General features: G+C 68.0%; 23 protein-coding genes, 1 other RNA gene and 1 pseudogene. 7 read left to right on the top strand and 18 right to left on the bottom strand.

The window, feature by feature from the left end; genetic code table 11:
• Positions 1–169: 169 nt before the first annotated feature.
• Complete coding sequence (locus tag AC5P8R_RS18340; RefSeq protein WP_014645946.1) at positions 170–1,126, bottom strand: M23 family metallopeptidase; 957 nt, start codon at positions 1,124–1,126, stop codon at positions 170–172.
• 12 nt (positions 1,127–1,138) lie between these two features.
• Here AC5P8R_RS18340 and AC5P8R_RS18335 point away from each other — a divergent pair, with 12 nt between their 5' ends.
• Positions 1,139–1,588 (top strand): DciA family protein, encoded by a 450-nt coding sequence (locus AC5P8R_RS18335; RefSeq protein ID WP_032956682.1) that lies wholly within the window; start codon positions 1,139–1,141, stop codon positions 1,586–1,588.
• 281 nt (positions 1,589–1,869) lie between these two features.
• On the opposite strand, the gene lpxC is transcribed toward AC5P8R_RS18335, so the two are convergent.
• From lpxC to mraZ, 15 genes and pseudogenes are all read right to left on the bottom strand, one after another.
• Entirely contained in the window at positions 1,870–2,781 is a 912-nt protein-coding gene (lpxC, locus tag AC5P8R_RS18330; RefSeq protein ID WP_014645945.1) for a UDP-3-O-acyl-N-acetylglucosamine deacetylase, read from the bottom strand.
• A 205-nt stretch (positions 2,782–2,986) separates the two neighbouring features.
• Complete coding sequence (gene ftsZ / locus AC5P8R_RS18325; RefSeq protein WP_005415297.1) at positions 2,987–4,222, bottom strand: cell division protein FtsZ; 1,236 nt, start codon at positions 4,220–4,222, stop codon at positions 2,987–2,989.
• A 170-nt stretch (positions 4,223–4,392) separates the two neighbouring features.
• A complete protein-coding gene (ftsA, locus tag AC5P8R_RS18320) occupies positions 4,393–5,628 on the bottom strand; it encodes a cell division protein FtsA (protein ID WP_005408083.1) in 1,236 nt (411 codons plus the stop codon).
• 68 nt (positions 5,629–5,696) lie between these two features.
• Positions 5,697–6,374 (bottom strand): annotated as a pseudogene (locus AC5P8R_RS18315) (cell division protein FtsQ/DivIB); the annotation flags it as partial.
• Positions 6,371–7,333, bottom strand: coding sequence for a D-alanine--D-alanine ligase (locus AC5P8R_RS18310; RefSeq protein WP_014645943.1), 963 nt, complete (start codon positions 7,331–7,333; stop codon positions 6,371–6,373). The pseudogene AC5P8R_RS18315 and the gene AC5P8R_RS18310, both read right to left, overlap by 4 nt.
• On the bottom strand, positions 7,330–8,766 hold the full coding sequence (gene murC, locus AC5P8R_RS18305) for a UDP-N-acetylmuramate--L-alanine ligase (RefSeq protein ID WP_014645942.1): 1,437 nt from the start codon (positions 8,764–8,766) through the stop codon (positions 7,330–7,332). Before murC ends, AC5P8R_RS18310 begins: the two co-directional genes overlap by 4 nt.
• Positions 8,767–8,806: 40 nt before the next feature.
• The gene (gene murG / locus AC5P8R_RS18300; RefSeq protein ID WP_049406067.1) at positions 8,807–9,895 is read right to left on the bottom strand and encodes an undecaprenyldiphospho-muramoylpentapeptide beta-N-acetylglucosaminyltransferase; all 1,089 of its coding nucleotides are present in this window, start codon (positions 9,893–9,895) and stop codon (positions 8,807–8,809) included.
• On the bottom strand, positions 9,892–11,217 hold the full coding sequence (gene ftsW / locus AC5P8R_RS18295; RefSeq protein WP_014645940.1) for a putative lipid II flippase FtsW: 1,326 nt from the start codon (positions 11,215–11,217) through the stop codon (positions 9,892–9,894). Before ftsW ends, murG begins: the two co-directional genes overlap by 4 nt.
• A 1-nt stretch (position 11,218) precedes the next feature.
• Entirely contained in the window at positions 11,219–12,304 is a 1,086-nt protein-coding gene (mraY, locus tag AC5P8R_RS18290; RefSeq protein ID WP_004154219.1) for a phospho-N-acetylmuramoyl-pentapeptide-transferase, read from the bottom strand.
• Entirely contained in the window at positions 12,294–13,688 is a 1,395-nt protein-coding gene (locus AC5P8R_RS18285; protein ID WP_014645939.1) for a UDP-N-acetylmuramoyl-tripeptide--D-alanyl-D-alanine ligase, read from the bottom strand. Before AC5P8R_RS18285 ends, mraY begins: the two co-directional genes overlap by 11 nt.
• Positions 13,685–15,193: a UDP-N-acetylmuramoyl-L-alanyl-D-glutamate--2,6-diaminopimelate ligase gene (locus tag AC5P8R_RS18280; RefSeq protein WP_111205763.1), complete on the bottom strand. Its 1,509-nt coding sequence runs from the start codon at positions 15,191–15,193 to the stop codon at positions 13,685–13,687. The genes AC5P8R_RS18285 and AC5P8R_RS18280 overlap by 4 nt, the downstream gene beginning before the upstream one ends.
• Complete coding sequence (locus AC5P8R_RS18275; RefSeq protein WP_014645937.1) at positions 15,190–17,034, bottom strand: peptidoglycan D,D-transpeptidase FtsI family protein; 1,845 nt, start codon at positions 17,032–17,034, stop codon at positions 15,190–15,192. The genes AC5P8R_RS18280 and AC5P8R_RS18275 overlap by 4 nt, the downstream gene beginning before the upstream one ends.
• Positions 17,031–17,294 (bottom strand): cell division protein FtsL, encoded by a 264-nt coding sequence (gene ftsL, locus AC5P8R_RS18270; protein ID WP_005415286.1) that lies wholly within the window; start codon positions 17,292–17,294, stop codon positions 17,031–17,033. The genes AC5P8R_RS18275 and ftsL overlap by 4 nt, the downstream gene beginning before the upstream one ends.
• Positions 17,291–18,259, bottom strand: coding sequence for a 16S rRNA (cytosine(1402)-N(4))-methyltransferase RsmH (rsmH, locus tag AC5P8R_RS18265; protein WP_014645936.1), 969 nt, complete (start codon positions 18,257–18,259; stop codon positions 17,291–17,293). The genes ftsL and rsmH overlap by 4 nt, the downstream gene beginning before the upstream one ends.
• A 14-nt stretch (positions 18,260–18,273) precedes the next feature.
• Positions 18,274–18,720, bottom strand: a complete 447-nt coding sequence (gene mraZ / locus AC5P8R_RS18260) for a division/cell wall cluster transcriptional repressor MraZ (protein ID WP_004143635.1) — start codon at positions 18,718–18,720, stop codon at positions 18,274–18,276.
• Positions 18,721–19,044: 324 nt separating this feature from the next.
• Here mraZ and AC5P8R_RS18255 point away from each other — a divergent pair, with 324 nt between their 5' ends.
• Positions 19,045–19,833: an NRDE family protein gene (locus AC5P8R_RS18255; protein ID WP_014645935.1), complete on the top strand. Its 789-nt coding sequence runs from the start codon at positions 19,045–19,047 to the stop codon at positions 19,831–19,833.
• 360 nt (positions 19,834–20,193) lie between these two features.
• Positions 20,194–20,673, top strand: a complete 480-nt coding sequence (locus AC5P8R_RS18250) for a DM13 domain-containing protein (protein WP_289213864.1) — start codon at positions 20,194–20,196, stop codon at positions 20,671–20,673.
• Between the two features lie 88 nt (positions 20,674–20,761).
• On the opposite strand, the gene rnpB is transcribed toward AC5P8R_RS18250, so the two are convergent.
• Together rnpB and rsmI are read right to left on the bottom strand one after the other, a co-directional pair.
• An RNA gene (gene rnpB, locus AC5P8R_RS18245) (RNase P RNA component class A) lies at positions 20,762–21,113 on the bottom strand.
• A gap of 126 nt (positions 21,114–21,239) precedes the next feature.
• On the bottom strand, positions 21,240–22,058 hold the full coding sequence (gene rsmI, locus AC5P8R_RS18240; RefSeq protein WP_014645933.1) for a 16S rRNA (cytidine(1402)-2'-O)-methyltransferase: 819 nt from the start codon (positions 22,056–22,058) through the stop codon (positions 21,240–21,242).
• Between the two features lie 81 nt (positions 22,059–22,139).
• On the opposite strand from rsmI, the gene AC5P8R_RS18235 reads away from it, so the two are divergent.
• From AC5P8R_RS18235 to AC5P8R_RS18220, 4 genes are all read left to right on the top strand, one after another.
• Positions 22,140–23,861: a penicillin-binding protein activator gene (locus tag AC5P8R_RS18235; protein ID WP_495223706.1), complete on the top strand. Its 1,722-nt coding sequence runs from the start codon at positions 22,140–22,142 to the stop codon at positions 23,859–23,861.
• Positions 23,851–24,219, top strand: coding sequence for a YraN family protein (locus tag AC5P8R_RS18230; protein WP_041864068.1), 369 nt, complete (start codon positions 23,851–23,853; stop codon positions 24,217–24,219). The genes AC5P8R_RS18235 and AC5P8R_RS18230 overlap by 11 nt, the downstream gene beginning before the upstream one ends.
• Positions 24,220–24,329: 110 nt before the next feature.
• Positions 24,330–25,010: a metal-dependent hydrolase gene (locus tag AC5P8R_RS18225; RefSeq protein ID WP_169411180.1), complete on the top strand. Its 681-nt coding sequence runs from the start codon at positions 24,330–24,332 to the stop codon at positions 25,008–25,010.
• On the top strand, positions 25,007–26,392 hold the full coding sequence (locus AC5P8R_RS18220) for an FAD-binding oxidoreductase (protein WP_495223705.1): 1,386 nt from the start codon (positions 25,007–25,009) through the stop codon (positions 26,390–26,392). The genes AC5P8R_RS18225 and AC5P8R_RS18220 overlap by 4 nt, the downstream gene beginning before the upstream one ends.
• Positions 26,393–26,651 lie beyond the last annotated feature (259 nt).

The raw sequence follows: 26,651 nt of genomic DNA, 5'->3' as shown, positions 1-26,651 counted from the left end.
GGCGGCTGAGGTTTCAAGCGCCAATCCGGTCGCAATCGCCCCGGATTCGGCAAAGAAACACGGATGCGGGGTCGGACCCCTTTCGCCATGGCGAAAGGGCTCTGACCCCAGCCCTCAACCGAATCGGGTCAGAGCCCTTCCGCGGCGCGGAAGGAATCCGACCCGGGCATCAGCCGCGGCTGACGCGGCCGACCGGCGTGTTGCCGCCGTCGCCGAGGAACTTGCGCGGGTTGACCACGTTGCCGTTCTCCCACACCTCGAAGTGCACGTGGGCACCGGTCGAACGGCCGGTGGAACCGGCCTTGGCCACTTCCTGGCCGGCGCGGACCAGGTCACCGGCCTTCACCACCAGGCGCGAATTGTGCGCGTAGCGGGTGACATAGCCGTTACCGTGGTCGACATCGACGACGTTGCCATAGCCGCCCTTCACACCGGCGAAGCTGACCACGCCTTCGGCCACGGCCATCACCGGGTCACCGACCTTGGCGTGGAAGTCCATGCCCTTGTGGGTCGCGGCGCCGCGGCCGAACGGGTCGGCACGGGTGCCGAAGCCGGAGGTCACGTAGCTGTTGCGGATCGGCATGCGCGACGGCACGGCGTTCTGCTGCAGCTGGTGGTCGAACATCAGCGATTCCATCACCGACAACTGGCGGCCTGAAGCAGCGAAGCGCTGCTCCAGCACCTGTAAGTCGGCGTTGACGTCCTTGACCGGGATGTCGCTGGTCGGGCCGCCGGCGTCGCCATCACCGAGGCCGGGGGTCTCGTTGAAGTCGAATTCGCCATCTTCCAGCTTGCCCATCTGGGTCAGCCGTTCGCCGAGGGCGTTCAGGCGGGTGGCCTGCGCCTGCAGCTCGCCGAGGCGGGCGGCCAGCGCGTTGACCTGGGTCTGCGCATCGCGCTTGACCTTGGCCAGCTCCGCATCCTGGCGCTCGACCTTGGCCTGCAGGCGCGAATCATTCAGCGCACTGGCGCCAATGCCGCCGGCAAGGCCGATAATGCAGCCTACCCCGAGCACGCTGCCCAGCAGGGCGCGGGGGCGGTCCTCGAAATAGAACCGCAAACGCGTGATCGGCGACGCCTTGGCCTGTCCTTCACGCGTTTTGATTACGATCTTTTTGAATGCCATCAGTGAGTTTTCATGTCTGAGCCGAAATCCAGCGTTCGCCCCGCGTCAGTGCCGAAACCGGCGCTGGATGCGGTAATGGCGGACAAAAGCGGGAACCCGCTGCGTCGGGCCTTGTGGCTCGACGCGCTGGACCGGCAGTTGCGCCCCCAGTTGCCGCCACCTCTGCGCAGCCGCTGCCGGCTGGCCAATGTGGACGGGGAACACCTCGTTTTTCTCGTCGAGTCCCCGGTCTGGCATGCCAAGTTGCGGCTTGCCGAAGCCCAGTTGCTCGACGCGGCCCGTTCCATCGGGCTGAAGGCCACCAGGGTGACCATCAAGACTGCGTCCACCACTCCCTCACGCTCCCCAGCGATCGACAACCGGAATGGCCCCCACGCAGTTTCAGCCGCCACGCACAAAGGGCTACGCGACGCCTTGGCTTGCCTGCAGGACGTTCCCTCGAAGCCGAAGAAGCGGTCCTGATGGCAACGGAGCATCCGGCTCCGCTCCCCGTCGCGCGTGTCACCACGGCGTGAAACATTTCGGGGGCCGGGTCGCATCCTAGCGGCCATCCGGGGGCCTGTCGTTAGATTGAAGTTAAAACTTCGTTAAATTCAGGCTTCCGATCCAACAGGTTCACAAAACCGTGACCTTGAACCGGCCTTGACGCCTTTCAAGCACGCTGAATGCGTCGCAAGCGCCGGAAACAACGACGCCGCCCTGGAAGGCGGCGTTTTTATCTTGAAATTCAACGATCTATGGAATCAGGCGTAGGCCGGGGTGGCATATTCCACCGGATCCGGGCTGGTCGGCGAGTCGAAGCTGACCCATTCCCAGGCGCTGGCGTCGGCCATCAGGGCCCGCACCAGCTTGTTGTTGAGCGCGTGGCCGGACTTGAAGCCCTCGTAGGCGCCCAGCACCTGGCCACCGGCCAGGTAGAGGTCGCCAATAGCGTCAAGGATCTTGTGGCGCACGAACTCGTCGGCGTAGCGCAGTCCGTCTTCGTTGAGCACGCGGAACTCGTCCAGCACGATGGCGTTGTCCATCGAACCGCCCAGGCCCAGGTTGCGCTCGCGCATGTATTCCAGGTCGCGCATGAAACCGAAGGTGCGCGCGCGGGAGATTTCCTTGGTGTAGGCCAGCGTCGAGAACTCGATTTCCTGCCGCGACTGCTTGGCCGGGATCATCGGGTGGTCGAACTGGATGGTGAAGCCCAGCTTGTAGCCCTCGTACGGGGTGAAACGGGCCACCTTGTCGCCCTCGGTCACCTCCACGGTCTTGAGCACGCGGATGAAGCGCTTGGGCGCATCCTGTTCGATGATGCCCGCCGACTGCAGCAGGAACACGAACGGGCCGGCCGAACCGTCCATGATCGGCAGCTCGGCCGAGGACAGTTCGACGATGATGTTGTCCACACCCAGGCCGGCCAGCGCCGACATCAGGTGTTCGACGGTCTGGATCTTTGCGTCGTTGCAGGTCAGGCCGGTGCACAGGGTCACTTCGGTGACCAGTTCGGCCTTGGCCGGCACCTCCACCACCGGGTCCAGGTCCACGCGGCGGAACACGATGCCATGGTTGACCGGTGCCGGGCGCAGGGTCATGTAGACCTTGTCACCACTGTGCAGGCCAACGCCGGTGGCGCGGATCGTGTTCTTGAGGGTGCGTTGCTGGATCATGGGGGATGGACCGGAAGTGACACATTAGATTAACACGCGCACTCCCCTACCCCGGCTGAAACGCCAGTTGCAGCCACCGGCAGGATCCACCGGCACGCCGCTGGAAAGCGCGTGAAGCAGGGCGGCCGGGCCCATCCTGGCCCGGCGCCCGCGTTTTCAGGACATGGTGGCGCAACCCGGGGAGGACAACCCCGGGCCGCCCCGCTTAGTCCGCCTGGCGGCGCAGGAACGCCGGGATGTCCAGGTAATCGTTCGGCAGTTCCGCCGCCGCCGGGGCCGAAGCGGCCGGGGCCGAAGGGGCGGAGGCCGCTGCGGTATCGCTGCTGGCGCGACGCAGGCCCAGGCCCATGCCACCCACCGCCTTGGAGACGGCATCGCCGCCGTTGTCGAACTCGCCGAACTCCGGCTGGCCGGTGGTGGCGTTGCGGACCAGCTTGATCGGCGCACGCTCGCCCGGACGCTGGGTCTTGCTGGCCGAGACGCGGTTCAGGCCGGTGGCCACCACGGTCACGCGCACTTCGTCCTGCATGTCCGGATCGAGCACGGTGCCGACCACCACGGTGGCATCTTCGGAAGCGAAGCCATCGATGGTGCGGCCGATCTCGTCGAACTCGGCCATGGTGAAATCGGCGCCGGCGGTGATGTTGACCAGGATGCCGTTGGCACCAGCCAGGTTCACATCGTCCAGCAGCGGGTTCTGGATCGCCGATTCGGCAGCGGCCTGGGCGCGGTCATCGCCACGGGCGGTGCCGGTACCCATCATCGCCAGGCCCATTTCGGACATGACGGTGCGCACGTCGGCGAAGTCGACGTTGATCAGGCCCGGACGCACGATCAGGTCGGCGATGCCCTGCACGGCGCCCTGCAGCACGTCGTTGGCAGCGCGGAAGGCCTGGATCATGGTCGCGTTGCGACCCAGCACGGTGATCAGCTTCTCGTTCGGGATGGTGATCAGCGAGTCGCAGTGCTGGCTCAGTTCCTCGATGCCCTTCAGCGCCACCTGCATGCGGCGACGGCCTTCGAACGGGAACGGCTTGGTGACCACGGCCACGGTCAGGATGCCCATTTCCTTGGCCAGCTGTGCCACCACCGGCGCAGCGCCGGTACCGGTGCCGCCGCCCATGCCGGCGGTGATGAACACCATGTCGGCGCCCTGCAGCGCGTCCATGATGCGCTCACGGTCTTCCAGCGCGGCCTGGCGGCCGACTTCCGGGTTCGCGCCTGCGCCCAGGCCCTTGGTCACGTTGGTACCCAGCTGCAGCTGCAGCTTGGCACCACAATTCTTGATGGCCTGCGAGTCGGTGTTGGCAGTGATGAATTCCACGCCATCCACCGCCGAGTTGACCATGTGCGCCACGGCATTGCCGCCGCCGCCGCCCACGCCAACCACCTTGATCACCGCATTGGGTGCCATCTTTTCGATCAGTTCAAAATGCGCCATGTCCGTGTCCTCGTTGTATCCGCTTTGGCTGGCATGGGCATTCGGGCGTCCTGCCGTCCTGCTGCATGCCGACGTTGCGGCTGTGTGGGTTGTGTGTAGCCGGTATTGCGTTGTGATGCGGGTACTGCGGGTGTTGCGCCCGGGCGAGGCCCGGGTTTACGGGTTCCGCGTCAGAACTCGCCGCGGAACCAGGTCTTGAGTTTCTTGAACATGCTTCCGGCGCGCCCGGTGGGCAGCGACGGCCGCCGCGGGTGCTCGATCTGGCTGCCCATCAGCAGCAGGCCCACGCCGGTGGCGTGTACCGGGTTGCCGACCACTTCGCCCAGGCCGGTGACGTGCTGCGGGATACCCACGCGCACCGGCATCTGCAGCATTTCCTCGGCCAGTTCGACCACGCCTTCCATCTTCGACGCGCCACCGGTCAGCACCATGCCGGCGCGCACCAGCTCCTCGAAGCCGGAGCGGCGCAGTTCGGCCTGCACCATCTCGAAGATTTCCTCGTAGCGGCCCTGCACGGCCTGCGCCAGCGAATGGCGCGGCATGCGGCGCGGCGGGCGGTCGCCCACCGACGGCACCTGGATGCTCTCCTCGGCCGTGGCCAGCTGGGCCAGGGCGCAGGCATAGCGCACCTTGATCTGCTCGGCTTCCGGGGTCGGCGTGCGCAGCATGTGCGCGATGTCGTTGGTCACGTGGTCGCCGGCGATCGGCAGCGAGGCGGTGTGGCAGATCGCACCCTGCACGAACACCGCGATGTCGGTGGTGCCGGCGCCCATGTCGACCAGCACCACGCCCAGCTCGCGCTCGTCGGCGGTCAGCACTGCCACGCTGGAGGCCAGCGAGGACAGCACCAGGTCGTCCACCTGCAGGCCGCAGCGCTGCACGCACTTGCTGATGTTGGCCGCCGCCGACTGCGCGCACACCACCAGGTGCGCATGCACTTCCAGGCGCACGCCGGTCATGCCGACCGGGTTGCGGATGCCTTCCTGCGAATCGTCCAGCACGTACTCGCGCGGGATCGCGTGGAGGATCTTCTGGTCGGCCGGGATCGCCACCGCCTTGGCCGCGTCGAGCACGCGATCCAGGTCGCCCCAGGTCACTTCACCGTCACGGATCGGCACGATGCCCGGCGAGTTCTTGCACTGCACGTGGTTGCCGGAAATCGAGGCGTACACCGAACGGATCTCGCAGCCGGCCATCAGCTCGGCTTCTTCCACCGCGCGCTGGATCGACTGCACGGTCGATTCGATGTCCACCACCACGCCGCGCTTCAGCCCGCGCGATTCGTGCGAGCCGATGCCGATCACTTCGATCGGGTTGCCCGGCGAATACTCGCCCACCAGCGCCACCACCTTGGAGGTGCCGATGTCCAGGCCAACGATCAGCGATTTGTCACCCTTGCGATTCATGTCCTTTCCTGCGTGCTTCTGGCCGGGGTCGCCGGCGTTTTCGCCGGCGTGGCCGGGGTACCCCAGCTCAGCGTGAAACCATTGGTGTAACGGAGGTCGGCGCGCTCGATCGGCGCGTCCTGACGGTTGAGCTGCGGCAGTACCTTGACGAAGCGCTGCATGCGCGAGCGCGCGTCGTCGCGGCCGACCACCACTTCGGTGCCGTTGCTCAGCACCAGCGACCAGCTGCCGCGTGCGTCCATCGTCACCCGGCGCACATCGACGCCGGCCGGTGCGAACAATGCACGCGAGTCGCTGTACAGCTTCATCACTTCCGCGGTCTGGCTGTCCGGGCCATCCAGCTCCGGCAGCGCCAGGTCGGACAGCTTCTTCGGCGTGGGGAACAGCTTGCCCTGCTCGGACACCAGGCGGTCGGTACCCCAGCGGGCGAACGGCTTGTGCTCGACCAGGGTCACTTCCAGCACGTCCGGCCACTGCTTGCGGACCTGCGCGCTTTCCACCCACGGCAGCTTTTCCAGGGCGTCCTGCGCGTCCTGCAGCTTGACCGCGAAGAAACCGGCGCGCGCATACGGCAGCAGCACCTGCTGCAGCTGTTCGGCCGGCACCCGCTTGAACTCACCATGCACGCGCAGCTTCGCCAGTGGCCAGCGCTCGGCGCCGACCCAGCCATTGACCACGGCCACCACCGGCAGTGCAACCACCGACAGCGCCAACAGCCAGACGAAGATGCGCAGCACCGCGTTCATGCGTGCGAGGCCTCCAGGGTCTGTTCCAGCACGCGCCACACCAGTTCCTCGAAACCGATGCCGGCCTGGCGGGCCGCCTTGGGCACCAGCGAATGGCTGGTCATGCCCGGCGCGGTGTTCACTTCCAGCAGGAAGAAACGGCCGCTGTCGCGATCGCGCATCACGTCCACGCGGCCCCAGCCACGGCACCCGGCGGCACGGAACGCGGCCAGCGCGATGCGCCGGATGTCCTCTTCGTCGCCACCGTCCAGGCCCGGGCACAGGTACTGGGTGTCCTCGGCGATGTACTTGGCGTTGTAGTCGTACCACTGGCCCTTGGGCACGATGCGGATCGACGGCAGTGCGACGTCGCCAAGGATGGCCACGGTCAATTCGTCGCCGACCACCATCTGCTCCATCAGCAGCTGGCCGTCGTAGCGCGCGGCCAGGGCCACCGCTTCATCCAGCCCGGCGTCATCGGTGACCCGGCTGATGCCCACGCTGGAGCCTTCGTTGGCCGGCTTCACCACCACCGGCAGGCCGAGTTCGGCGGCATTGGCGTGCACGTCCTCGGCAGTGACCTTGCGGTACTGCGGGGTCGGCAGGCCCAGCGACAGCCACACCTGCTTGGTGCGGATCTTGTCCATGCTCAGCGCCGAACCCAGCACGTTCGAGCCGGTGTACGGCACGCCGAAGGCGTCCATCAGGCCCTGCACGATGCCGTCCTCACCGCCACCGTTGTGGCCGTGCAGGATGTTGAAGACGCGATCGATGCCACCGGCGGCGAGCGCGCTGGCGAGCGCCGGAATGCCGTCCACCGCGAACGCATCGACGCCACGCGACTGCAGGGCTTCGAGCACGTTGCGGCCCGAATCCAGCGACACCTCGCGTTCGCTGGAACTGCCGCCCAGCAGCACGGCGACGCGGCCGAACTCGGCCGGGTCGGTCACGCGCAGCGGCGGGAAGGTCAGCGTGCTCACGCCTGGCCCTCCCCCTTGAAACCTTCCACCGCGATATGGGTGGCCACGGCACCGATGTCGCCGGCGCCCATCATCAGCAGCAGGTCACCGTCCTGCAGCACGTCCGGCAGCACGCTGGCCAGCTCGGCGGCCTTGCCCACCACCACCGGCTCACTGCGGCCACGCGCGCGGATGGCACGGGCCAGCGCGTGCGAGTCGGCGCCGGCAATCGGTTCTTCACCGGCCGGGTAGACCTCGCTCAGCACCAGCGCATCAACGCTCGACAGCACGGCGGCGAACTTGTCGAACTGGTCGCGGGTACGGCTGTAGCGGTGCGGCTGGAAGGCCACCACCAGGCGCTTGTCGGCCCAGCCACCACGAGCGGCGGCGAACACTGCCTCCAGCTCGCTCGGGTGATGGCCATAGTCGTCGATGATGCGGACCTTGGCGCCACTGGCGGTGGTCACCTCGCCCAGATCGTTGAAGCGACGGCCGACACCGGCGAAGCCCTCCAGCGCGCGTGCGATCGCGTCCGGTGCCACGCCCAGCTGCCAGCCCACCGCAGCGGCGGCCAGCGCGTTGAGCACGTTGTGCCTGCCCGGCAGCGCCAGCACCACTTCCTGGCTGGTGCCCTGCGGCAGGCGCAGGGTGAAGCGCATGCGCGACCCTTCCTGCACCACGTTCTCGGCGCGCACGTCGGCCTGCGGGCTCATGCCGTAGCTCATCACGTGGCGCGGGGTCCTGGCGGCCAGCGCGGCGACTTCCGGATCATCGATGCACAGTACCGCCAGGCCGTAGAACGGCAGGCGCTGCAGGAACTCGGCAAACGCCGCCTGCACGCGGGCGAAATCGTTGCCGTAGTTTTCCAGGTGGTCGGCATCGATGTTCGTGATGATCGACATCAGCGGGTTCAGGCGCAGGAAGCTGCCATCGCTTTCATCGGCCTCGGCCACCAGCCACTGCCCGCCACCCAGCTTGGCGTTGGCACCAGCGGCCAGCAGCTGGCCACCGATCACGAACGTCGGGTCCAGGCCACCTTCGCTCAGCACCGCAGCGGTCAGGCTGGTGGTGGTGGTCTTGCCATGGGTGCCGGCCACGGCGATGCCGCGGCGGAAGCGCATCAGCTCGGCCAGCATCGCCGCACGCGGCATGATCGGAATGCGCTGGCTGCGCGCTTCCATCAGCTCCGGGTTGTCCTCGCGGATGGCACTGGAGACCACCACGCAGTCGGTGCCCAGCACGTTGGCCGCGGAGTGGCCGCGCATGATGCGCGCCCCCAGGCTGGCCAGGCGGCGGGTCGCAACGTTATCGGCGTTGTCCGAGCCGGACACTTCATAGCCCAGCGTCAGCATCACTTCGGCGATACCGCTCATGCCGGTGCCGCCGATGCCGACGAAATGCACGCGCGGGAACGCGCGCACCAGGTCGTTGGTGTCGTGCAGGCGGCGGATCATGCGCGGCCTCGCGCAGGGCAGGCGCGGTGGCATGCCTTCTTCATACAGCTTCCTCGAGAATGATATCGGCGATGCGCTCGGCGGCATCGACCTTGGCCAGGGCACGCGCGGCTTGCGCCATCTGCATGCGGCGGGCGGGATTTTCGGACAGATCGCGCAGCAGTGCGGCAATGCCGTCGGCCAGCGTTCCGTCCTGCTTCAGCAACACCGCCGCGCCGCGCTCGACCAGGTACTCCGCGTTGCGGGTCTGGTGATCGTCGACGGCAGCGGGGAATGGCACCAGCACGCTGCCGACACCGACCGCGCACAGCTCGGCCAGCGTGGACGCGCCGGCGCGGCAGACAACCAGGTCAGCCCAGGCAAAGGCTTCGGCCATGTCGGCGATGAACGGCGTGATTTCCGCCTGCACACCGGCCTTGGCGTAAGCCTCCACCGCTTCGGCATGCATCTTCTCGCCGCTCTGGTGGCGCACCTGCACCGGCAGGCCGGCGCCCAGCGCGGCAATCGCCTGCGGCACGCCGGTATTGAGGGCACGCGCGCCCTGGCTGCCGCCCACCACCAGCACCCGCAGCGGGCCCTGCCGGTCGGCGAAGCGCTGTTCCGGCGGCGCGATGGCAGCGATTTCCGCGCGCACCGGGTTACCGACGAACTCCTCGCCCTTGGCGAAGGTGCCCGGGAAACCGGTCAGCAGGCGACGCGCATAACGCGACAGGATGCGGTTGGTCAGGCCCGGCGCACGGTTCTGCTCATGCACGATCAGCGGCAGGCCATGCAGGCGCGTGGCCATGCCACCGGGGCCGGAGGCAAAGCCACCGAAAGCGACCACCGCGCGCGGCTGGCGCTGGCGGATGATGAGCCCGGCCGCGCGCAGCGCGCGCATCAGCCGCCACGGCGCCGCCAGCAGGGCCAGCTTGCCCTTGCCGCGCAGGCCAGTGATGGCCAGCGTATCGATGGCGATGTCGTGCTGCGGCACCAGGCGGGTTTCCATCGCACCGTCGGCGCCCATCCAGGTCACCGGCACGCCGCGCTGGCGCAGCACGCGGGCCACGGCCAGGCCGGGGAAGATGTGACCGCCGGTGCCTCCGGCCAGGATCATCACCGGGCGCCCACTCTCGGTGGCTGCACTCATGACAGCCTCCCGAAGGTCGGTTCGATGCGCGACTGCAGGCGGCTGGTGCCACGTGCGGCGCTCGCTGCAGCGGACGCGGGTGCGACCGGCTCGGCACGCATCGGCACGCTGGCGTCCACCGCTGCGGCGGGCTTGTCCATCGGTTCGGCCGCGGCGTCTTCGGCGCCACCGATGCGCACGGCCTGGCGGCGCTCGGCGCGCTTGAGTTCATACGACACGCGCAGCAGCAGGCCCATCGCCACGCAGGTCATCAGCACCGACGAACCGCCGGAGGAGATCAGCGGCAGGGTCAGGCCCTTGGTCGGCAGGATGCCCAGGTTCACGCCGATCGAGACGAAGGTCTGCATGCTGATCCACAGGCCGATGCCGAAGGCGATGTAGCCGGAGAAGTGGCGCTTCATTTCCACGCAGCGCATGCCCAGCCAGAAGGTGCGGCCGACCAGCAGCGCATACAGCGCCACGATCACGCAGGTACCCAGGAAACCGAATTCCTCGGCGGTGACCGAGAAGATGAAGTCGGTGTGCGCTTCGGGCAGGTAGTACAGCTTCTGCACGGAGTTGCCCAAGCCGACGCCGGTCCATTCACCACGGCCCACCGCCATCAGCGCGTTGGACAGCTGGTAGCCGTCGCCCTGCTGGTCGGCCCACGGGTCCAGGAAGGAGGTGATGCGGCGCATGCGGTACGGCTCGATGATCGCCAGCGCGCTCATGCCGACCAGGCCGATGATCACCGGCATCGACATGCGCGGCATGTTCACCCCGCCCAGCACCAGCATGCCGGCGGTGATCGCCAGCAGCAGGGTCGAGGAACCGAAGTCCGGCTGCAGCAGCAGCAGCACCACCAGCGCACCGGCCACGCCCAGCGGCTTGAGCATTGCCGGCCAGGTCGCATTGACCTCGTCGCGGAAACGCACCAGGTAGCTCGACAGCCAGACGATGTAGAGCACTTTCACCGCTTCGACCGTCTGGAACTTGGAAATGCCCAGGTTGATCCAGCGGCGCGCACCGTTGACCGTGCTGCCCAGTCCCGGTGCGAACACCGCCAGCAGCAGTACGAAGCAGCCCAGCAGCAGCATCTGGTTGTACTGCTCGATCGACTTCAGCTCGGTGCGGGCGGCAATGACCGCCAGCACGATACCCACCGCCAGGAAGATCAGGTGGCGGTTGAGGTAATAGAACGGGCTGCTCATCAGCGCGATCGAGCTGGAGGCCACCATCACCACGCCGACACCGGTGAGCGCGATGATCGCGCCCAGCAGCCACTTGTCGTAGCTGCCTTCGATGGCTTCAAGGCGTGTTGCCTGGCGGGACAGGTCGTTCATCTCAGCGCACCTTCAACGTGGCCAGGCCGATCAGCACGAGCACGACGGAGATGATCCAGAAACGCACGATCACGCGCGGCTCCGGCCAGCCCTTCAGTTCGAAATGGTGGTGGATCGGCGCCATGCGGAACACGCGCTTGCCGGTCAGCTTGAACGAGGCGACCTGGATCATCACCGACAGCGTTTCGATGACGAACACGCCGCCCATGATCACCAGCACCAGCTCCTGGCGGGTGATCACCGCGATCGTGCCCAGCACCGCACCCAGTGCCAGTGCGCCGATGTCGCCCATGAAGACCATGGCCGGGTAGGTGTTGAACCAGAGGAAGCCCAGGCCCGCGCCGGCGATGGCCGCACAGATGATGACCAGCTCGCCGGCGCCCGGGATCTGCGGGATCTGCAGGTAGTTGGCGAACACCACGTTGCCCGAGGCATAGGCGAACACGCCCAGCGCGCAGGCCACCAGCACGGTGGGCATGATCGCCAGGCCGTCCAGGCCGTCGGTCAGGTTCACCGCGTTGGAGAAACCGACGATCCAGAAGTAGGCGATGGCCACGAAGCCGATGCCGGCCAGCGGCAGCGCGACCGACTTGAACATCGGGATGTAGAACGTCAGCGCCGCCGGCACGTCGGCCGTGTAGAACAGGAACAGGCCCGCGGCCAGGCCGAAGATCGACTGCAGCAGGTACTTCCAGCGCGACTTCAGGCCGTTCGGGTCACGGCGGACGATCTTGATCCAGTCGTCATACCAGCCGATGGCGCCGAAGCACAGCATCACCGCCAGCACCAGCCACACGTAGCGGTTGCGCAGGTCGGCCCACATCAGCACCGACAGGGTGATGGTGAGCAGGATCAGCGAACCGCCCATGGTCGGCGTGCCGGCCTTGGAGAAATGGGTCTGCGGACCGTCCTTGCGGATCGGCTGGCCGCCCTTGAACTGGGCAAGCTTGCGGATCATCGCCGGGCCCAGCCACAGCGACAGGAACAGGGCCGTCAGCGCGGCAAGGATGGCGCGGAACGTCTGGTAGTTGAACAGCCCGAACAGGCTCTCCAACTGCTGCAACCATCGAGCCAGTTCATACAACATGCGGGGATTCCTCTCCTTGCGCCAGCAGCGCTTTGACAATCGTGTCCATGGCGCTGCCACGGGAACCCTTGACCAGGCAGCGCACGCCGGCGTGCAGCTCGTCCTTCAGCGCCTGCGACAGCGCGTCGTGGGTGGCGAAATGGCGGCCGCCTTCGCCGAAGGCGGAGGCGGCAGCGGCGCTGAGCGGGCCCAGTGCATACAGGCGCTTCAGGCCGGCAGCACGTGCGCGGAGGCCGGCCTGCGCATGCAGCGCTTCCGCGTCCGGGCCCAGCTCGCGCATGTCGCCCAGCACCAGCCAGCCCTCTTCCGGCGCCGCGGCCAGGGCATCGATGGCCGCGGCCAGCGACCCGGGGTTGGCGTTGTAGCTGTCATCCACCAGCACCGCGCCATTGCGCAGCTGATGGGCGATCTGGCGACCCGGCACCGGCTGCGCTTCGGCCAGGCCGGCGGCAATCAGCGCCAGACCGACACCGGCGGCCAGCGCCAGGCTGGCGGCGGCCAGCGCATTGCTGACGTTGTGGCGACCCGGCAGGCCCAGCACCACGCGGGCTTCGCCGGCCGGTGCGACCAGAGTGAACTGGCTGCCCTGCGCACCGGCGCGGATATCGCGCGCGGTCACGTCCGCCGAGTGTTCCAGGCCATAGCGCAGCACGCGGCAACGCGCCGGGGTGCTGATGAAATGCTGTTCGAACCAGCGGCCATAGGCATCGTCGGCGTTGATCACCGCCACGCCATCGGCCGGCAGCGCGGCGTAGATCGCGCCCTTGGTCACCGCCACGCCGAGCAGGCTGCCCATACGTTCCAGGTGCGCCGGGGCGATGTTGTTGACCAGCGCATAACGCGGGCGGGCGATCTCGGTCAGGTAGGCGATGTCGCCCGGCTTGCCGGCGCCCATCTCGTAGACGGCGTAGTCGGCATCTTCCGGCGCATCGATCACCGCCAGCGGCAGGCCGATCTCGTTGTTGCGGTTGCCCGGGTTGGCGTAGACCACCTTGTGCGCGTGCTGGGCCACCTGCTGCAGGATCGACAGCAGCAGGCTCTTCACGCTGGTCTTGCCATTGCTGCCGGTGATCGCGAACACCTCGGTGCCACGGTCACGCTGCATGCCTGTGGCGATCTTCGCCAGCGCCAGTTCGCTGTCGGCCACCAGCACCTGCGGCAGTTCGACCGGCAGCAGGCGCTCGACCAGCAGCGCACTGGCACCGCGCGCCTGCGCGTCGGCCGCGAAGTCATGGCCGTCGAACCGCTCGCCGCGCAGCGCCACATACAGACTGCCCGGACCGAGATTGCGGGTGTCATTGCTGACCGCATCGATGGCCACGTCGTCGCCGTGGATCTCGCCACCGGCCCAGTGTGCGATCAGCGAAAGCAGGGTGCGCTTCATGCGGCACCCTCCCCGGCCTGCGCGCTGAGCACACCGGCCTTGGCCGCCAGTGCGGCGGCGGCCACTTCGGTGTCGTCGAAGTCATGGCGCACGCCATTCACTTCCTGGTACGGCTCGTGGCCCTTGCCGGCGATCAGGATGATGTCGCCTGCACCGGCACGCTTCACCGCCAGGCCGATCGCACGCGCGCGGCTGCGCTGCACGGTCACGGCATCGGCGTTCTGGAAGCCGGCCAGGATGTCAGCCACGATCACATCGCCATCTTCGCCGCGCGGGTTGTCGTCGGTGACGATGACCTGGTTGGCCAGGCGCTCGGCAATCGCCGCCATCTGCGGGCGCTTGCCGGTGTCGCGCTCGCCGCCGCAGCCGAACACGCAGAACAGCGTGCCCTGCAGGTGCCCGTGGAGGCTGTCCAGCGCCTGTTCCAGCGCATCCGGGGTGTGCGCGTAGTCGACCACCACCGTCGGCAGGCCGTCTTCACCGCCCAGGCGGTTCATGCGGCCGCGGATCGGCTGCAGCGCCGACAGCACTTCGGCGATACGCGGCAGCGGCTGGCCCTGCGCGTGCAGGGTACCGGCCACGGCCAGCAGGTTGTCCACGTTGAAGCGGCCCAGCAGCGGCGACTGCACCGCCGCGCGCTGGCCGTCGATGACCAGTTCAAAGGCGATGCCACGACCGTCCAGCTGCAGCGCCTCGGCGCGCACGCTGGCGTCGGTGGCACCACGCGAGCTCAGCCCGATCGCCTGCACGCCGGCTGGCAGGCCCGCGAACAGCTGCCGGCCGAAGGCATCGTCCAGATTGATCACCGCGGCCTTCAGGCCCGGGCGATGGAACAGCCGCGCCTTGGCCGCGCCGTAGCTGGCCATGTCGCCGTGGTAGTCCAGATGGTCGCGGGTGAGGTTGGTGAACACCGCCACGTCGTAGTGCACGGCGTCCACGCGGCCCTGGTCCAGCGCATGCGAGCTGACTTCCATCGCCACCGCGCGCGCGCCGGCGTCGCGCAGCTGCGCCAGAAGCGCATGCATCTGCAGCACCAGCGGCGTGGTGAAGCCGGTCGGCTCGACCGCACCATAAAGTCCGGCACCCAGCGTGCCGATACTGCCACTGGGCGTTCCGAGCAGATGCCAGGCCTGGGCCAGCAGCTGCACGGTGGAGGTCTTGCCGTTGGTGCCGGTCACGCCGACCATCGCCATCGCCCGCGATGGCGCGCCATGGAACTGGTCGGCCATCGCGCCCATGCGCGCGCGCAGGCCCGGCACGGCGATCGCATCAGCCGGGGCCGGCAGATCGGCCGGTGCCGGCGGTTCGAACAGGATGGCACTGGCACCGGCAGCGCGCGCCTGCTCGACAAAGCCCAGGCCATGCGCGCCGAAACCGGCGATGGCGACGAAGGCATTGCCGGGGCGCACGGCACGGCTGTCCAGCACCAGGCCGGTCAGAACGGGATCGTGACCCGCCAGGGCCACGTCCGGAAGCAACTGCGAAAGCAACATCGAAGGACTCATTGCGTGCCTCCCGTAGCGGGCGGCGTCTGGGCTTGCGCGCTCGGCAGCGCAGCGTCGAATTCAGCGGCGGCATCGACCGGCAGCGCGGTCTCGGCCGGCGGCGCAGGCAGGATCGAGGCCGAATGGCCGACCTTGCCCGACTGCTGTGCGGCCAGCCACGACTGCAGGTCGTCCAGCGGCACGTCCATCAGGCGCAGGGTGCCTTCCATCACGTTGTGGTAGACCGGCGCCGACACCAGGCCGCCGTAGAACTTGCCGGCCTGCGGGTCGTTGATGACGATGACGGTGGCGAAACGCGGGTTGGTGGCCGGCACCACGCCGGCGAACAGCGCGTTGTAATGGCCGCGCTCATAACCGCCCGGGCCGGCCTTGCGCGCGGTGCCGGTCTTGCCGGCCACGCGGTAACCCAGCACCGCCGCCTGCTTGGCGCCGCCCTGGGTGACCACCGTTTCCATCATCGCCACCACCTGCCGGGCGACGTTCTCGTCGATGATCTGCTGGCCTTCATTGCGCTGGCCCTTGACGAAGGTCGGCGCGATCAGGCGCCCGCCGTTGGCCAGCGCCGAGTACGCGGTGGCAATCTGCAGCGGCGTGACCGACAGGCCATAGCCATAGGACATGGTGGTCTTGGTGGTACCCGACCAGCGTGCCGGACGCATCACCACGCCGGCCGATTCGCCCGGGAAACCGCTGTGCGGCGCCGAGCCATAGCCGAAGCGGCGCACGCCGTCGTAGAAGGTCTGGTCCGGCATCTTCGCCGCAACCTTGGCCGCACCCACGTTCGAACTGCGGGTGATCACGCCGGTCACGTTGAGCACACCGTTGTTGCGCGGCACGTCGCGGATGGTGAAGCGGCCCAGGGTCATGTAGCCCGGGTTGGTGTCGATGATGGTGTCCTTGGTCACCGCACCGGCCTGCAGCGCGGTGGCGATGGTCAGCGGCTTCATCGTCGAACCCGGCTCGACCAGGTCGGTCACCGCGCGGTTGCGGCGCGTATCGGGGATCGCGCCGGTCAGCGAGTTCGGGTTGTAGGTCGGCAGGTTGACCATGGCCAGGATCTCGCCGGTGGTCACGTCCATGATCACCATCGAACCACCGGCCGCCTTGTTGGCCACCAGCGCGTTGCGCAGTTCCTTGAAGGCCAGGTACTGGATGCGGCGGTCGATGCTGAGGGTCAGGTCCTTGCCCGGCTCGGCGGCGCGCAGCAGATCGCTTTCGACGGTCTCGCCCTTGCGGTTGCGGATCACCCGCTTGGCACCGGCCTTGCCGCGCAGCCATTCGTCGAACGCCAGTTCCAGGCCTTCCTGGCCGCGGTCGTCGATGTTGGTGAAGCCCAGCACGTGCGCCATCGCTTCGCCCTGTGGGTAGAAGCGGCGGAACTCGCGCTGCGCGGCCACGCCCGGAATCTTCAGCGCGACCACCTTCTCTGCCTCGTCCGGATTGATCCGGCGGCGCAGGTACATGAATTCCTTGTCCGACTTCTGCGACAGGCGGCTGCTCAGCTCATCCACCGACATGCCGACCGCCTGGGCCAGCTCCGGGATGCGCTCGGGCGAACGCAGCAGGTCCTGCGGGTTGACCCAGATCGAGGCGACCGGGGTGGACACCGCCAGCGGCTCGCCGTTGCGGTCGGTGATCATGCCGCGCGAGGTCTTGATCGGTAGCTCGCGCAGGTAGCGGGCCTCGCCCTGGCGCTGGTAGAAATCGCTGTTGATGATCTGCACGTAGGCCGCGCGACCCACCAGCGACACCGAGCACAGGCCAAGCGCCAGCGCGACCCAGCGCAGGCGCTGGCGCAGGTTGAAGGCGTTGCGCGGGCGGTTGCGGCCGGTCTTGCTCATGGGCGCACCACCACGATGTCAGCGGCCTCGGGGAACTTCATGCCCAGCTTCTCGCGGGCAATGCGGTCCACGCGGTTGGCTTCGGCCAGGGTGGCCTGTTCCAGCTGCAGGCGGCCGAACTCAAGGTTGATGTCATCGCGCTTGCGCTCGGCACGCGACAGCTCGATGAAGGTCTGCCGGTGGCGGTGGCGCACGAACACCACGCCGATCGCCGAGGCGACGGTGCAGGCCAGCAGGATGATCAGCAGCAGCCGGCTCATGCATCGCCCCCCCGCTTCTGTGCCACGCGCAGCACGGCGCTGCGGGCACGCGGGTTGGCGGCCAGCTCTTCGTCGGTGGCCTTGATGGCGCCGCCGATCAGGTCCAGCGTCGGCACGAACGCAACCGCCTCGGGCAGCCGGCGGTTGGCCGGCGGCGCCTTGGCCAGGCGGTTCATGTACTGCTTGACGATGCGGTCTTCCAGCGAGTGGAAGCTGATCACCGCCAGGCGGCCACCGGGCTTGAGCCGTTCCACCGCCGCATCGAGCCCGGCTTCCAGATCGGCCAGCTCGCGGTTGATGTGGATGCGGATGGCCTGGAAGCTGCGCGTGGCCGGGTGAATCTTGTCCTTCCCACGCGGCATCACCGAGGCGATCAGCTCGGCCAGTTCGGCGGTGCGGGAGAACGGCTGCTTCTCGCGGCGGGCCACGATGGCGCGGGCGATGCGCCGGCTCTGGCGCTCTTCGCCGTAGGTCCACAGCACATCAGCGATCTCGCGCTCTTCGACGCGGTTGATCCACTGCGCGGCGCTTTCACCGCTGTCCGGATCCATGCGCATGTCCAGCGGGCCGTCCTTGCCGAAGCTGAAGCCACGTTCGGCCACGTCCAGCTGCGGCGACGACACGCCGAGGTCGAACAGCACGCCGTCCAGGCCTTCGGCCGTCGCGTCCCACTGCAGCAGCTGGGCGAAGCTGCCCCGGAAAATGGACACGCGCGGGTCCGGCGCGAAATCGCGTTCGGCAACGGCGATGGCTTCCGGATCCTTGTCCATGACCAGCAGGCGCCCCTCGGGACCGAGCTGGGTGAGCACGCCACGTGCATGACCGCCACGACCGAACGTGCCATCCAGATAACGTCCGTTTTCGATCACCCTCAGGCCTTCAAGGACCTGGGTGTACAGGACCGGCAGGTGCACCGCCGGCGACTGCGACACCGGAAGGTGACCGGCCTGCGCTTCTGGGCGCATCCGGGCACCCCGGCTCACAACTTCAGGTCGAGCAACCCATCACCCAGATCCTCGTCAGACAACGTCTGCTGGATCAGGGCCCGATGCGCCTGCTCGCTCCACAATTCGAACTTGTCGCCCATACCGAGCAATACCGCCTTCTTCTCAATGCCCACCGCACCGCGGTGGCTGGCGGGGATGCTGATGCGACCGTTGCCGTCCAGTTCCAGATGGGCGGCCGAGCCGACCAGCTTCTGCTGCAACAGGCGCACGACGCGCTGGGTGTTGGGCTTGGACATCACATCGTCGCGGACCCGCTCCCATTCCGACTCTGCATACAGCCACAGGCAGCCGGCTTCGAACGGGTTGTAGGTCAGCACGAGACGGTTGTTGCTGGCGCGCGCGACGAGGTCGCGGTAAGCGGTGGGAACCGCCATGCGCCCTTTGTCGTCAACTGTGATGGCCGTCTCGCCCTGGAACACGACGCCTGCACCTTGTCCTTCGCCCGGTGAAACATTGAACCACGAAAACCCACAAAACACCCGGATTTCCCTCTGATGCCCACCTTAGCAGTGGGCCGAGGGTTGTCAACAACTTTTCAGCGGGGAAATCGCCAGCCGCATCAATGGCTTGCAACAACCTTTAGAGAATTGTTCAAGGCTTATCCACAAGTTGCTGATCCGTCTCAATTTTTGAGATTGAACGGAAGTTCAGGGGCGTGGAGAGGGCGTGAAACATCGGCCGCGCATTCATCCGGAACGGGCCGGAAACGGCGCCGGACTGCGCAAACCGTGCACAATGAGGCCATGTGCCTGCTCGCTCTTGGCTGGATGCACCACCCGCGCTGGCGGCTGGTGATGACCGGCAACCGTGATGAGTTCCACGCCCGCCCGACGGCGGCGCTGGCCCCCTGGCAGGATGAGACGTCCGTCATCGGCGGGCGCGACCTGCGCTCCGGCGGTGGCTGGGCCGGGGTTGGCGCCTCGGGCCGGATGGCGGTGGTCACCAACGTCCGCGACCCGCTGGCGGCCCAGACCGGCCCGTCGCGGGGCGCGCTGGTGGCCGACTTCCTGCGCGGCCGCGACCCGGCCGCTGTGCATATCGACCGATTGGCGACCGTGGCTGGCGCCTATGCCCCGTTCAATCTGTTGCTGGCCGATAGCGACAGCCTGGAGTACCTCGGCAACCATCCCGCCGAACGGCAGACCCTCGGCCCGGGCGTGCACGGCATGTCCAACGGCGCGCTGGACGCGCCCTGGCCGAAGACCCGGCGGCTGATGGCGGCCCTTGAAGCCTGGCTTCAGAATGACGGGGTCAGATCCCTTTCGCACAGCGAAAGGGATCTGACCCCGGACCTGACCCCACTCTGGAATGCTCTGGCCGACGAACACCGCCCTGCCGACAGCGACCTGCCCGACACCGGCATCGGCCTGGAACGCGAGCGCTGGCTGAGCCCGGCCTTCATCCGTGGCGATGACTACGGCACCCGCGCCAGCACCGTGCTGCTGATCGACGCCGACGGCCATGGCGAGATCCACGAACGCCGCTTCGGCCCGCAGGGCGCTCCCAGCGGCCAGAGCCACGTCATTTTCTGACCCGGTCATGACGGCCCTTGGCCGGATGCTCTTGGCGGGGGGGGGGTAGTGCCGGCCGCTGGCCGGCAACCTCTGGATCTTCGGATGCAGCATGAAGTTGCCGGCCAGCGGCCGGCACTACCCGCAGCGTGCTGTCGCGATCCACGCGACGGCAGTCGTCATCGCAGCGGGCCTGAAACGTCATTCAGCTTCCAGCCGCGACCGCGATCCGTCCGCGCCACAGCGGTTTCAGCATCACAGCCAGCCGACTGTGCCCTTTTCGCAATCGGCACTGTGTCTATAAATGTCGCCCCTGACCTCCCAGGGTGGTCGCGCCCGGCATCGCGCCGCGCAATCGACCACAACCCTCAAGGAGGCCCCATGCGTCGCATTCTCATCCTGTTCGCCACCCACCTGCTTGCTCTCGGCCTGGGCTTCGGCCTGGGCATCTATCTGCTGCCGATCCTGATCGCCCCCGATGACCCGCCGGTCACGCAGGTGCAGGCCGCGATGAGCGACGCCACCTATCGCACCACCTTCCGTCGCGACCTCAAAGGCAGCGACGCGGTGCACTGGGCCGAAGGCAAGGTCAGCGTCAGCGCCACCCAGGTTGCCTTCGACGGCAAGATGGGACCGGGCCCGGACTACAAGGTCTACCTGGTCCGCGACTTCGTCGACAACAAGGCCGACTTCCTGAAGATCAAGGCGCAGGCCCAGCGCATCGGCGAGGTGAAGACCTTCAACCGCTTCCTGGTGGATGTGCCCGCGAACGTGGACGTGGACGACTACACCACGGTGGTGGTGTGGTGCGAGCGCTTCTCGCAGTTCATTTCCGCCGGGCAGTACCGCACGCCGGGCTGAACAACCTCCCGAGCGTCTGGACGGAGAGCAGCCGAGCATGGCTCGGCTCTACTGTAGAGCCGAGCCATGCTCGGCTTACCGGAAAAAGAGGCGGAGCCGGCCGATAAGCCGGGTTCTGTCGTGGACAGTCATTCCTCTAGGCGTTACGTCACCGCAACGCTCAAGCAACCTACCCGGATCCAACGCGGGCCGCGCCAAAGGATCCCTATTTGGTCTTGCTCCAGGTGGGGTTTGCCGTGCCGGTCTGTTGCCAGACTCGCGGTGCGCTCTTACCGCACCATTTCACCCTTACCGGCCTTCCGAAGAAGACGTAGGCGGTATCTTTCTGTTGCACTTTCCGTCGGCTTGCGCCGCCCAGGCGTTACCTGGCACCTTGCCCTGTGGAGCCCGGACTTTCCTCGGCACCCCCGAAGGGATGACGCGACTGTCTGGCCGGCTCCGCCAGCGCATATTCTAGCGTACGCAGGTCCTTCCTGCCGTGCTGATCGCGGCGTCCGGTTCATCCATCCACGCATGGCGTGGATCTACTGCAGTAGCGCCACGCCATGCGTGGCTGCAGCAATCCATCAACTACCGTACAACGCCTTGCGCGGCGCGCCGGTCAGTTCCGCGGCCAGTTTGGCGGCGGTGGACGGTGGCAGGTGCTCGCTCAGCTTCGCGTAGACGCGGCGGCCGTGCGCCAGCTGCGCTTGTTCGTCATCACCCGCGCCCTGCACCATCACCACGAACTCGCCCTTGCGCTGGTTGTCGTCGGCCTCGACCTTGGCCAGCAGGCCCGCCAGGTCACCATCGAGCACGGTCTCGAACAGCTTGGTCAGCTCGCGGGCCAGCACCGCCGGGCGTTCGCCACCGAAGATCGCCGCCATGTCGGCCAGCGATTCGGCGATGCGGTGCGACGATTCGTAGAACACCATCGTGCGCACTTCGCCGGCCAGCGCCTGCAGGCGGTCGCGGCGGCCGCTGGCCTTGGCCGGCAGGAAGCCCTCGAAACTGAAACGGTCGCTGGGCAGGCCGGCCACGCTCAGCGCGGCGATGGCGGCACAGGCACCGGGTACCGGGCTGACCTTGATGCCCGCCGCGCGCGCGGCACGCACCAGGCGGAACCCGGGGTCACTGACCAGCGGGGTACCGGCATCGCTGACCAGCGCCAGCGACTCGCCGGCCTGCAGGCGCGAGACCAGGCGCTGCGCCAGGGCCTCTTCATTGTGTTCGTGCAGGGCCACCAGTGGTTGCTGGATGCCGAAATGGGACAGCAGCTGGCCGCTGCGGCGGGTGTCCTCGGCACAGATGGCCGCCACCGAACGCAGCACCTCCTGCGCGCGCGGGCTCAGATCGGCCAGGTTGCCGATCGGGGTGGCGACGACGTACAGGGTTGGGACACTCATTTCAGCGGTACTCACGGGGCAAGGGTAGAATCGTAGCGTGTACCCGGCCAAGGCCGCTGCCCTCATCGCATGGACCCGATCATGAACAAGCCCGCCGCACGGATCTCCGCCCTGTCGTTGTCGCTGATGCTGCTGGCCGGTTGTGCCACCACCAGCCTGACCAGCACCCCCGATTCGCCGGCCCAGGGCCAGGCGCTGGCGCTGATCGAACAGGGCAAGCCGCGCGACGCCGCACTGCAGCTGGAAGGCCTGGCCGCCACGCTGCGTGGCGGTGCCCGCAGCAACGCACTGGCCGATGCGGCCTGGGCCTGGCATCTGGCCGGTGACAGTGCCCGCGCGCGCAGCCTGCTGGGCCAGCTCACCGCCCGCCAGCTGTCCGGCGCCAGCCTGCAGCGCTACCAGCTGACCGGTGCCGAGCTGGCGCTGGCCGACAAGCAGCCGGCGCAGGCGCTGACCCTGCTGAAGGATCATGCCGACAGCGTTGCGGTCGGCCTGCGCACCCGCTGGCTGCTGGCCCGCGCCCAGGCCCTGCAGGGCACCGGCGATGCCTTCGGTGCCGCCAACGAGCGCGCCCGTGCCCATGCCGGCCTGACCGGCAGCGCGCGCAGCGAGAACCAGGCCGCCATCGCCGGCCTGCTCGGCACCCTCGACGACGCCACCCTGCGCAGCCGTGCCGCCGCGCTGCCGGCCAACGACCCGCTGTACAACTTCGCCGGCCGTGCGCTGATCGCGCGCGGCCTGCCGCTGCCGCGCCCGTTCGACCGCGATGGCGCGGCCCAGTTCGACACCAGCAAGCGCCCGCCGGCGATGAGCGACGGTTACCGCCCGCCGGCCAAGCTGGCCGTGCTGCTGCCGCTCAGCGGCCGCCTGGCCACCGCCGCGCAGCCGGTGCGCGATGGCCTGTTGAGCGCCTACTACGGTGAAAGCCGCCGCCGCCCGGACATCAACTTCTTCGACACCGCCGGCACCCCGGCCGGTGCCCTCGCCGCCTATGACAAGGCGGTCGCCTCCGGTGCCGACTTCGTGGTCGGACCGCTGGGCCGCGACGAAGTGGACGCCGTGTACGGCCGCCAGCAGCTGCAGGTGCCGGTGCTGGCCCTGAACCGTGGCAAGGACGCACCGCCGGCCGGCAGCGCCGGTTTCTCGCTGGCACCGGAAGACGACGGCATCGTCGCCGCCGAATACCTGCGTGGCCGCGAACGCAACCGCGCACTGGTGATCAGCAGCAATGACGACACCGGCCGCCGTTCCGCCGCCGCCTTCGCGCAGCGCTTCGCACAGCGCGGTGGGCAGGTGGTGGCCACCTTCAACGTCAGCGATGCCGTTGGCGATGTCGGCGCGCAGGTGCGCAATGCCGGCCAGGTCGATGCGGTGTTCCTCGCCGTGCGTGCACCGCAGGCCCGCCTGCTGGCGCCGCAGCTGGCGCTGGCCGGTGCCGGTGGCGCCACCCGCGTCGGCACCTCGCAGCTGACCGTCGGCAGCGGCAAGGTGGAAGAAGACGTGGCCCTGGACGGCATCGTCTACCCGAATGAAGCCTGGAACGTGCGCAGCGTGTCCGGCCTGCCCTCGGCCAGCCAGGTGGCCAGCACCCTGCCGAGCGCACGCGGTGCGGCCGGCCGCCTGTTCGCGTTCGGCGCCGACGCCTGGAAGATCACCGCCTATCTGGACAAGCTGTCCAACGAAGGCGGCCTGGACGGTGCCACCGGCACCCTGTTCCTGGACAGCAACGGCAACATCCTGCGCCAGCCGGCATGGTCGACCTTCAATGGCGGCCGGCCGATGCCGATCGTCGGTGGTCGCTGAGCGCAGCCAACGTGGCTCGGCGGTGGAAGCCGCCGCCGAGCAGCATCTGCAACAGGCCGGACTGCAGCCGCGCGCGCGCAACGTGCGTTATCGCGGCGGTGAACTGGACCTGGTGATGGACGATGCCGGCATCGTGGTGTTCGTGGAGGTGCGCTATCGCGCGCGATCAGAGTACGGTGGCGGTGCCGCTTCAGTCGATGCGCGCAAATGCCGGCGCCTGGCGCATGCCGCGCAGCTGTACCTGCAGGACCACCCCGCGCTGGCCAATGCGCCCTGCCGCTTCGACGTGGTGGAAGCCAGTGGCGAACCGCCGCAGCTGCATTGGCTGCGTGACGCATTCCGGCTGGATGATTGCTGATGTGTACTGTCCGCCTTGGTAGAAGCCGACCTTGGTCGGCGCGTCTGTGCCAACCAAGGTTGGCCCCCGCCAGAGCGCAGCCTGGCCGGCACTACCATGGTGCGTGACTGATGCCTTCGATCATCACCCATGCCGCCGTGCCGCTGGCGCTGTGGTGCGCCGCTGATCGTGGCCGCATCCCGCCGCGCCTGCTGGTTGCAGGCGTGATCGCCGCGATGCTGCCCGATGCCGATGTACTGGCCTTTGCGCTGCACATTCCCTATGCGGATGCCTTCGGCCATCGCGGTGCCAGCCATTCGCTGCTGTTTGCCGGAGTGCTGGCGGCATTGGCGGCGGCGTTGGCGTTCGTTGGTAGTCGCCGACCTTGGTCGGCGCAGCACAGCCCCGGTAGTCGCCGACCTTGGTCGGCGCAGCACAGCTCCGGTAGTCGCCGACCTTGGTCGGCGGTTTCGTGCCAACCAAGGTTGGCACCTACCAAGGCAGGGCCAACGGTGGCATCGACCGTACAAGCCGCTGTATTCGTCTTCGTCTGCGCCGCCAGCCATCCACTGCTGGATGCGATGACCTCCGGCGGCCTCGGCGTCGCACTGGCCTGGCCGTGGAGCGAACACCGCTTCTTCGCACCGTGGCGACCGATCCGCGTTTCACCCTTCGCCCCACAGTTCTTCAGCGCACGCGGCGTGGCTACCCTGCTCTCCGAACTGCGCTGGGTGTGGTTGCCGCTGGCCGGCGCCGTTGTCGCCTGGAAACTGATCCAACCCGCTCCTGCTGCCTCTCGAGATCCGTCATGAGTCCTGCCCTGCCTGCTGCCCTGGTTGCCGAACTGTCCGTCCTGCTGGGCGCGGAGGGCTGGCGCATGGATGACAGCGCGCTGGAGGCCAACGCGCAGGACAATTCATGGCGCCGCCAGCGTCCGGCAGCCGTGGCGCTGCCCGCCGACGTCGAACAGGTTCAGGCACTGGTACGTGCCTGTCGCGCGCATGGCGTGGCGCTGGTCGCGCGCGGCGCCGGCACCGGCACGACCGGTGCAGCCGTCCCGCAGCCGGGCAGCATCGTGCTGTCGTTCACCCGCATGGACCGCATCATCGAGATCCGCGCCGGTGATCGCTGCGCGGTCGTGCAGCCCGGCGTGCTCAATGGCACCCTGCAGCAGGCACTGGCCCCGCATGGCCTGTTCTGGGCGCCGGATCCTTCCAGCGCCGAGATCTGCAGCATCGGCGGCAACCTCGCTTGCAATGCCGGCGGCCCGCGCGCGGTGAAGTACGGCACCAGCCGCGACAACGTGCTGGGCCTGGTGGCGGTGACCGGCACCGGCGAGCTGATCCGCTGCGGTGGTGCCTACACCAAGGACGCCACCGGCTACGACCTCACCCATCTGCTTGTGGGCAGCGAAGGCACGCTGGCACTGATCGTGGAAGCCACGCTGAAGCTGACCCCGTTGCCGGTCAGCCAGGCCGGGCTGCGCGTGCTGTACCGCGATGCCGATGCTGCTGCGGCCGCCGTGTCGCGGTTGATGTCGCAGCCGGTGGTACCCACCCGCCTGGAATTCATGGACGCGCGCAGCCTGGAGCTGCTGCGGCTCAATGGTGCTGACGTGCCAGAGGCCGGTGCGATGCTGCTGGTCGAGGCCGATGGTGACCACGACACCCTGCCCTATCTACTGCAGGCCCTGGCCAGCGCCGCCGAAGGCGACGGCATGATCGAACTGGACGTGGCGATGGAAGGCCGCGCACGCGACCAGCTGTGGGCGGCGCGCAAGGCGCTGTCGCCTGCGCTGCGCAGTGTGGCGCCGGGCAAGATCAATGAAGACGTGGTGGTCCCGGTGTCGCGCATTCCAGACCTGGTGGCCGGCGTGCAGGCCCTGGCACGCGACTACACGCTGACCATCGTCACCTTCGGCCATGCCGGCAATGGCAACCTGCACGTCAACATCCTCTACCACCCGGACGATGCCGACGAGAACACGCGCGCGCATGCCGCGCTGCCAAGGATCTTCGAGCTGACGCTGGCATTGGGCGGCACGTTGTCGGGCGAACACGGCATCGGCCTGGCCAAGCGCGATTTCATGGCGCAGGCCTTCACCCCGGAAACACTGGCAACGATGCGCGCGATCAAGGCCGCGCTGGACCCGGACGGCATCCTCAACCCCGGTAAGGTGCTGCCGCCGGCATAGACTGCGCGCACTCCTGCGCGCTCCTGTAGAGCCGAGCCATGCTCGGCTGCTCTTCGACCAGATCGCGATGACGCCCGCGCTGTGTGCGCAAGCCGAGCGTGGGCTCGGCTCTACAACGACGTGTCGTTCACCTTCGCGCTCCTGTAGAGCCGAGCCATGCTCGGCTGCTCTTCGACCAGATCGCGATGACGCCCGCGCTGTGCGCGCAAGCCGAGCGTGGGCTCGGCTCTACAACAACGTGTCGTTCACCTTCGCGCTC

This window comes from Stenotrophomonas sp. YJH_SMC_73 (assembly GCF_059370155.1).
Note: the sequence above shows the minus strand (reverse complement) of the source record. Positions and strands in the feature narration are given on the sequence as shown.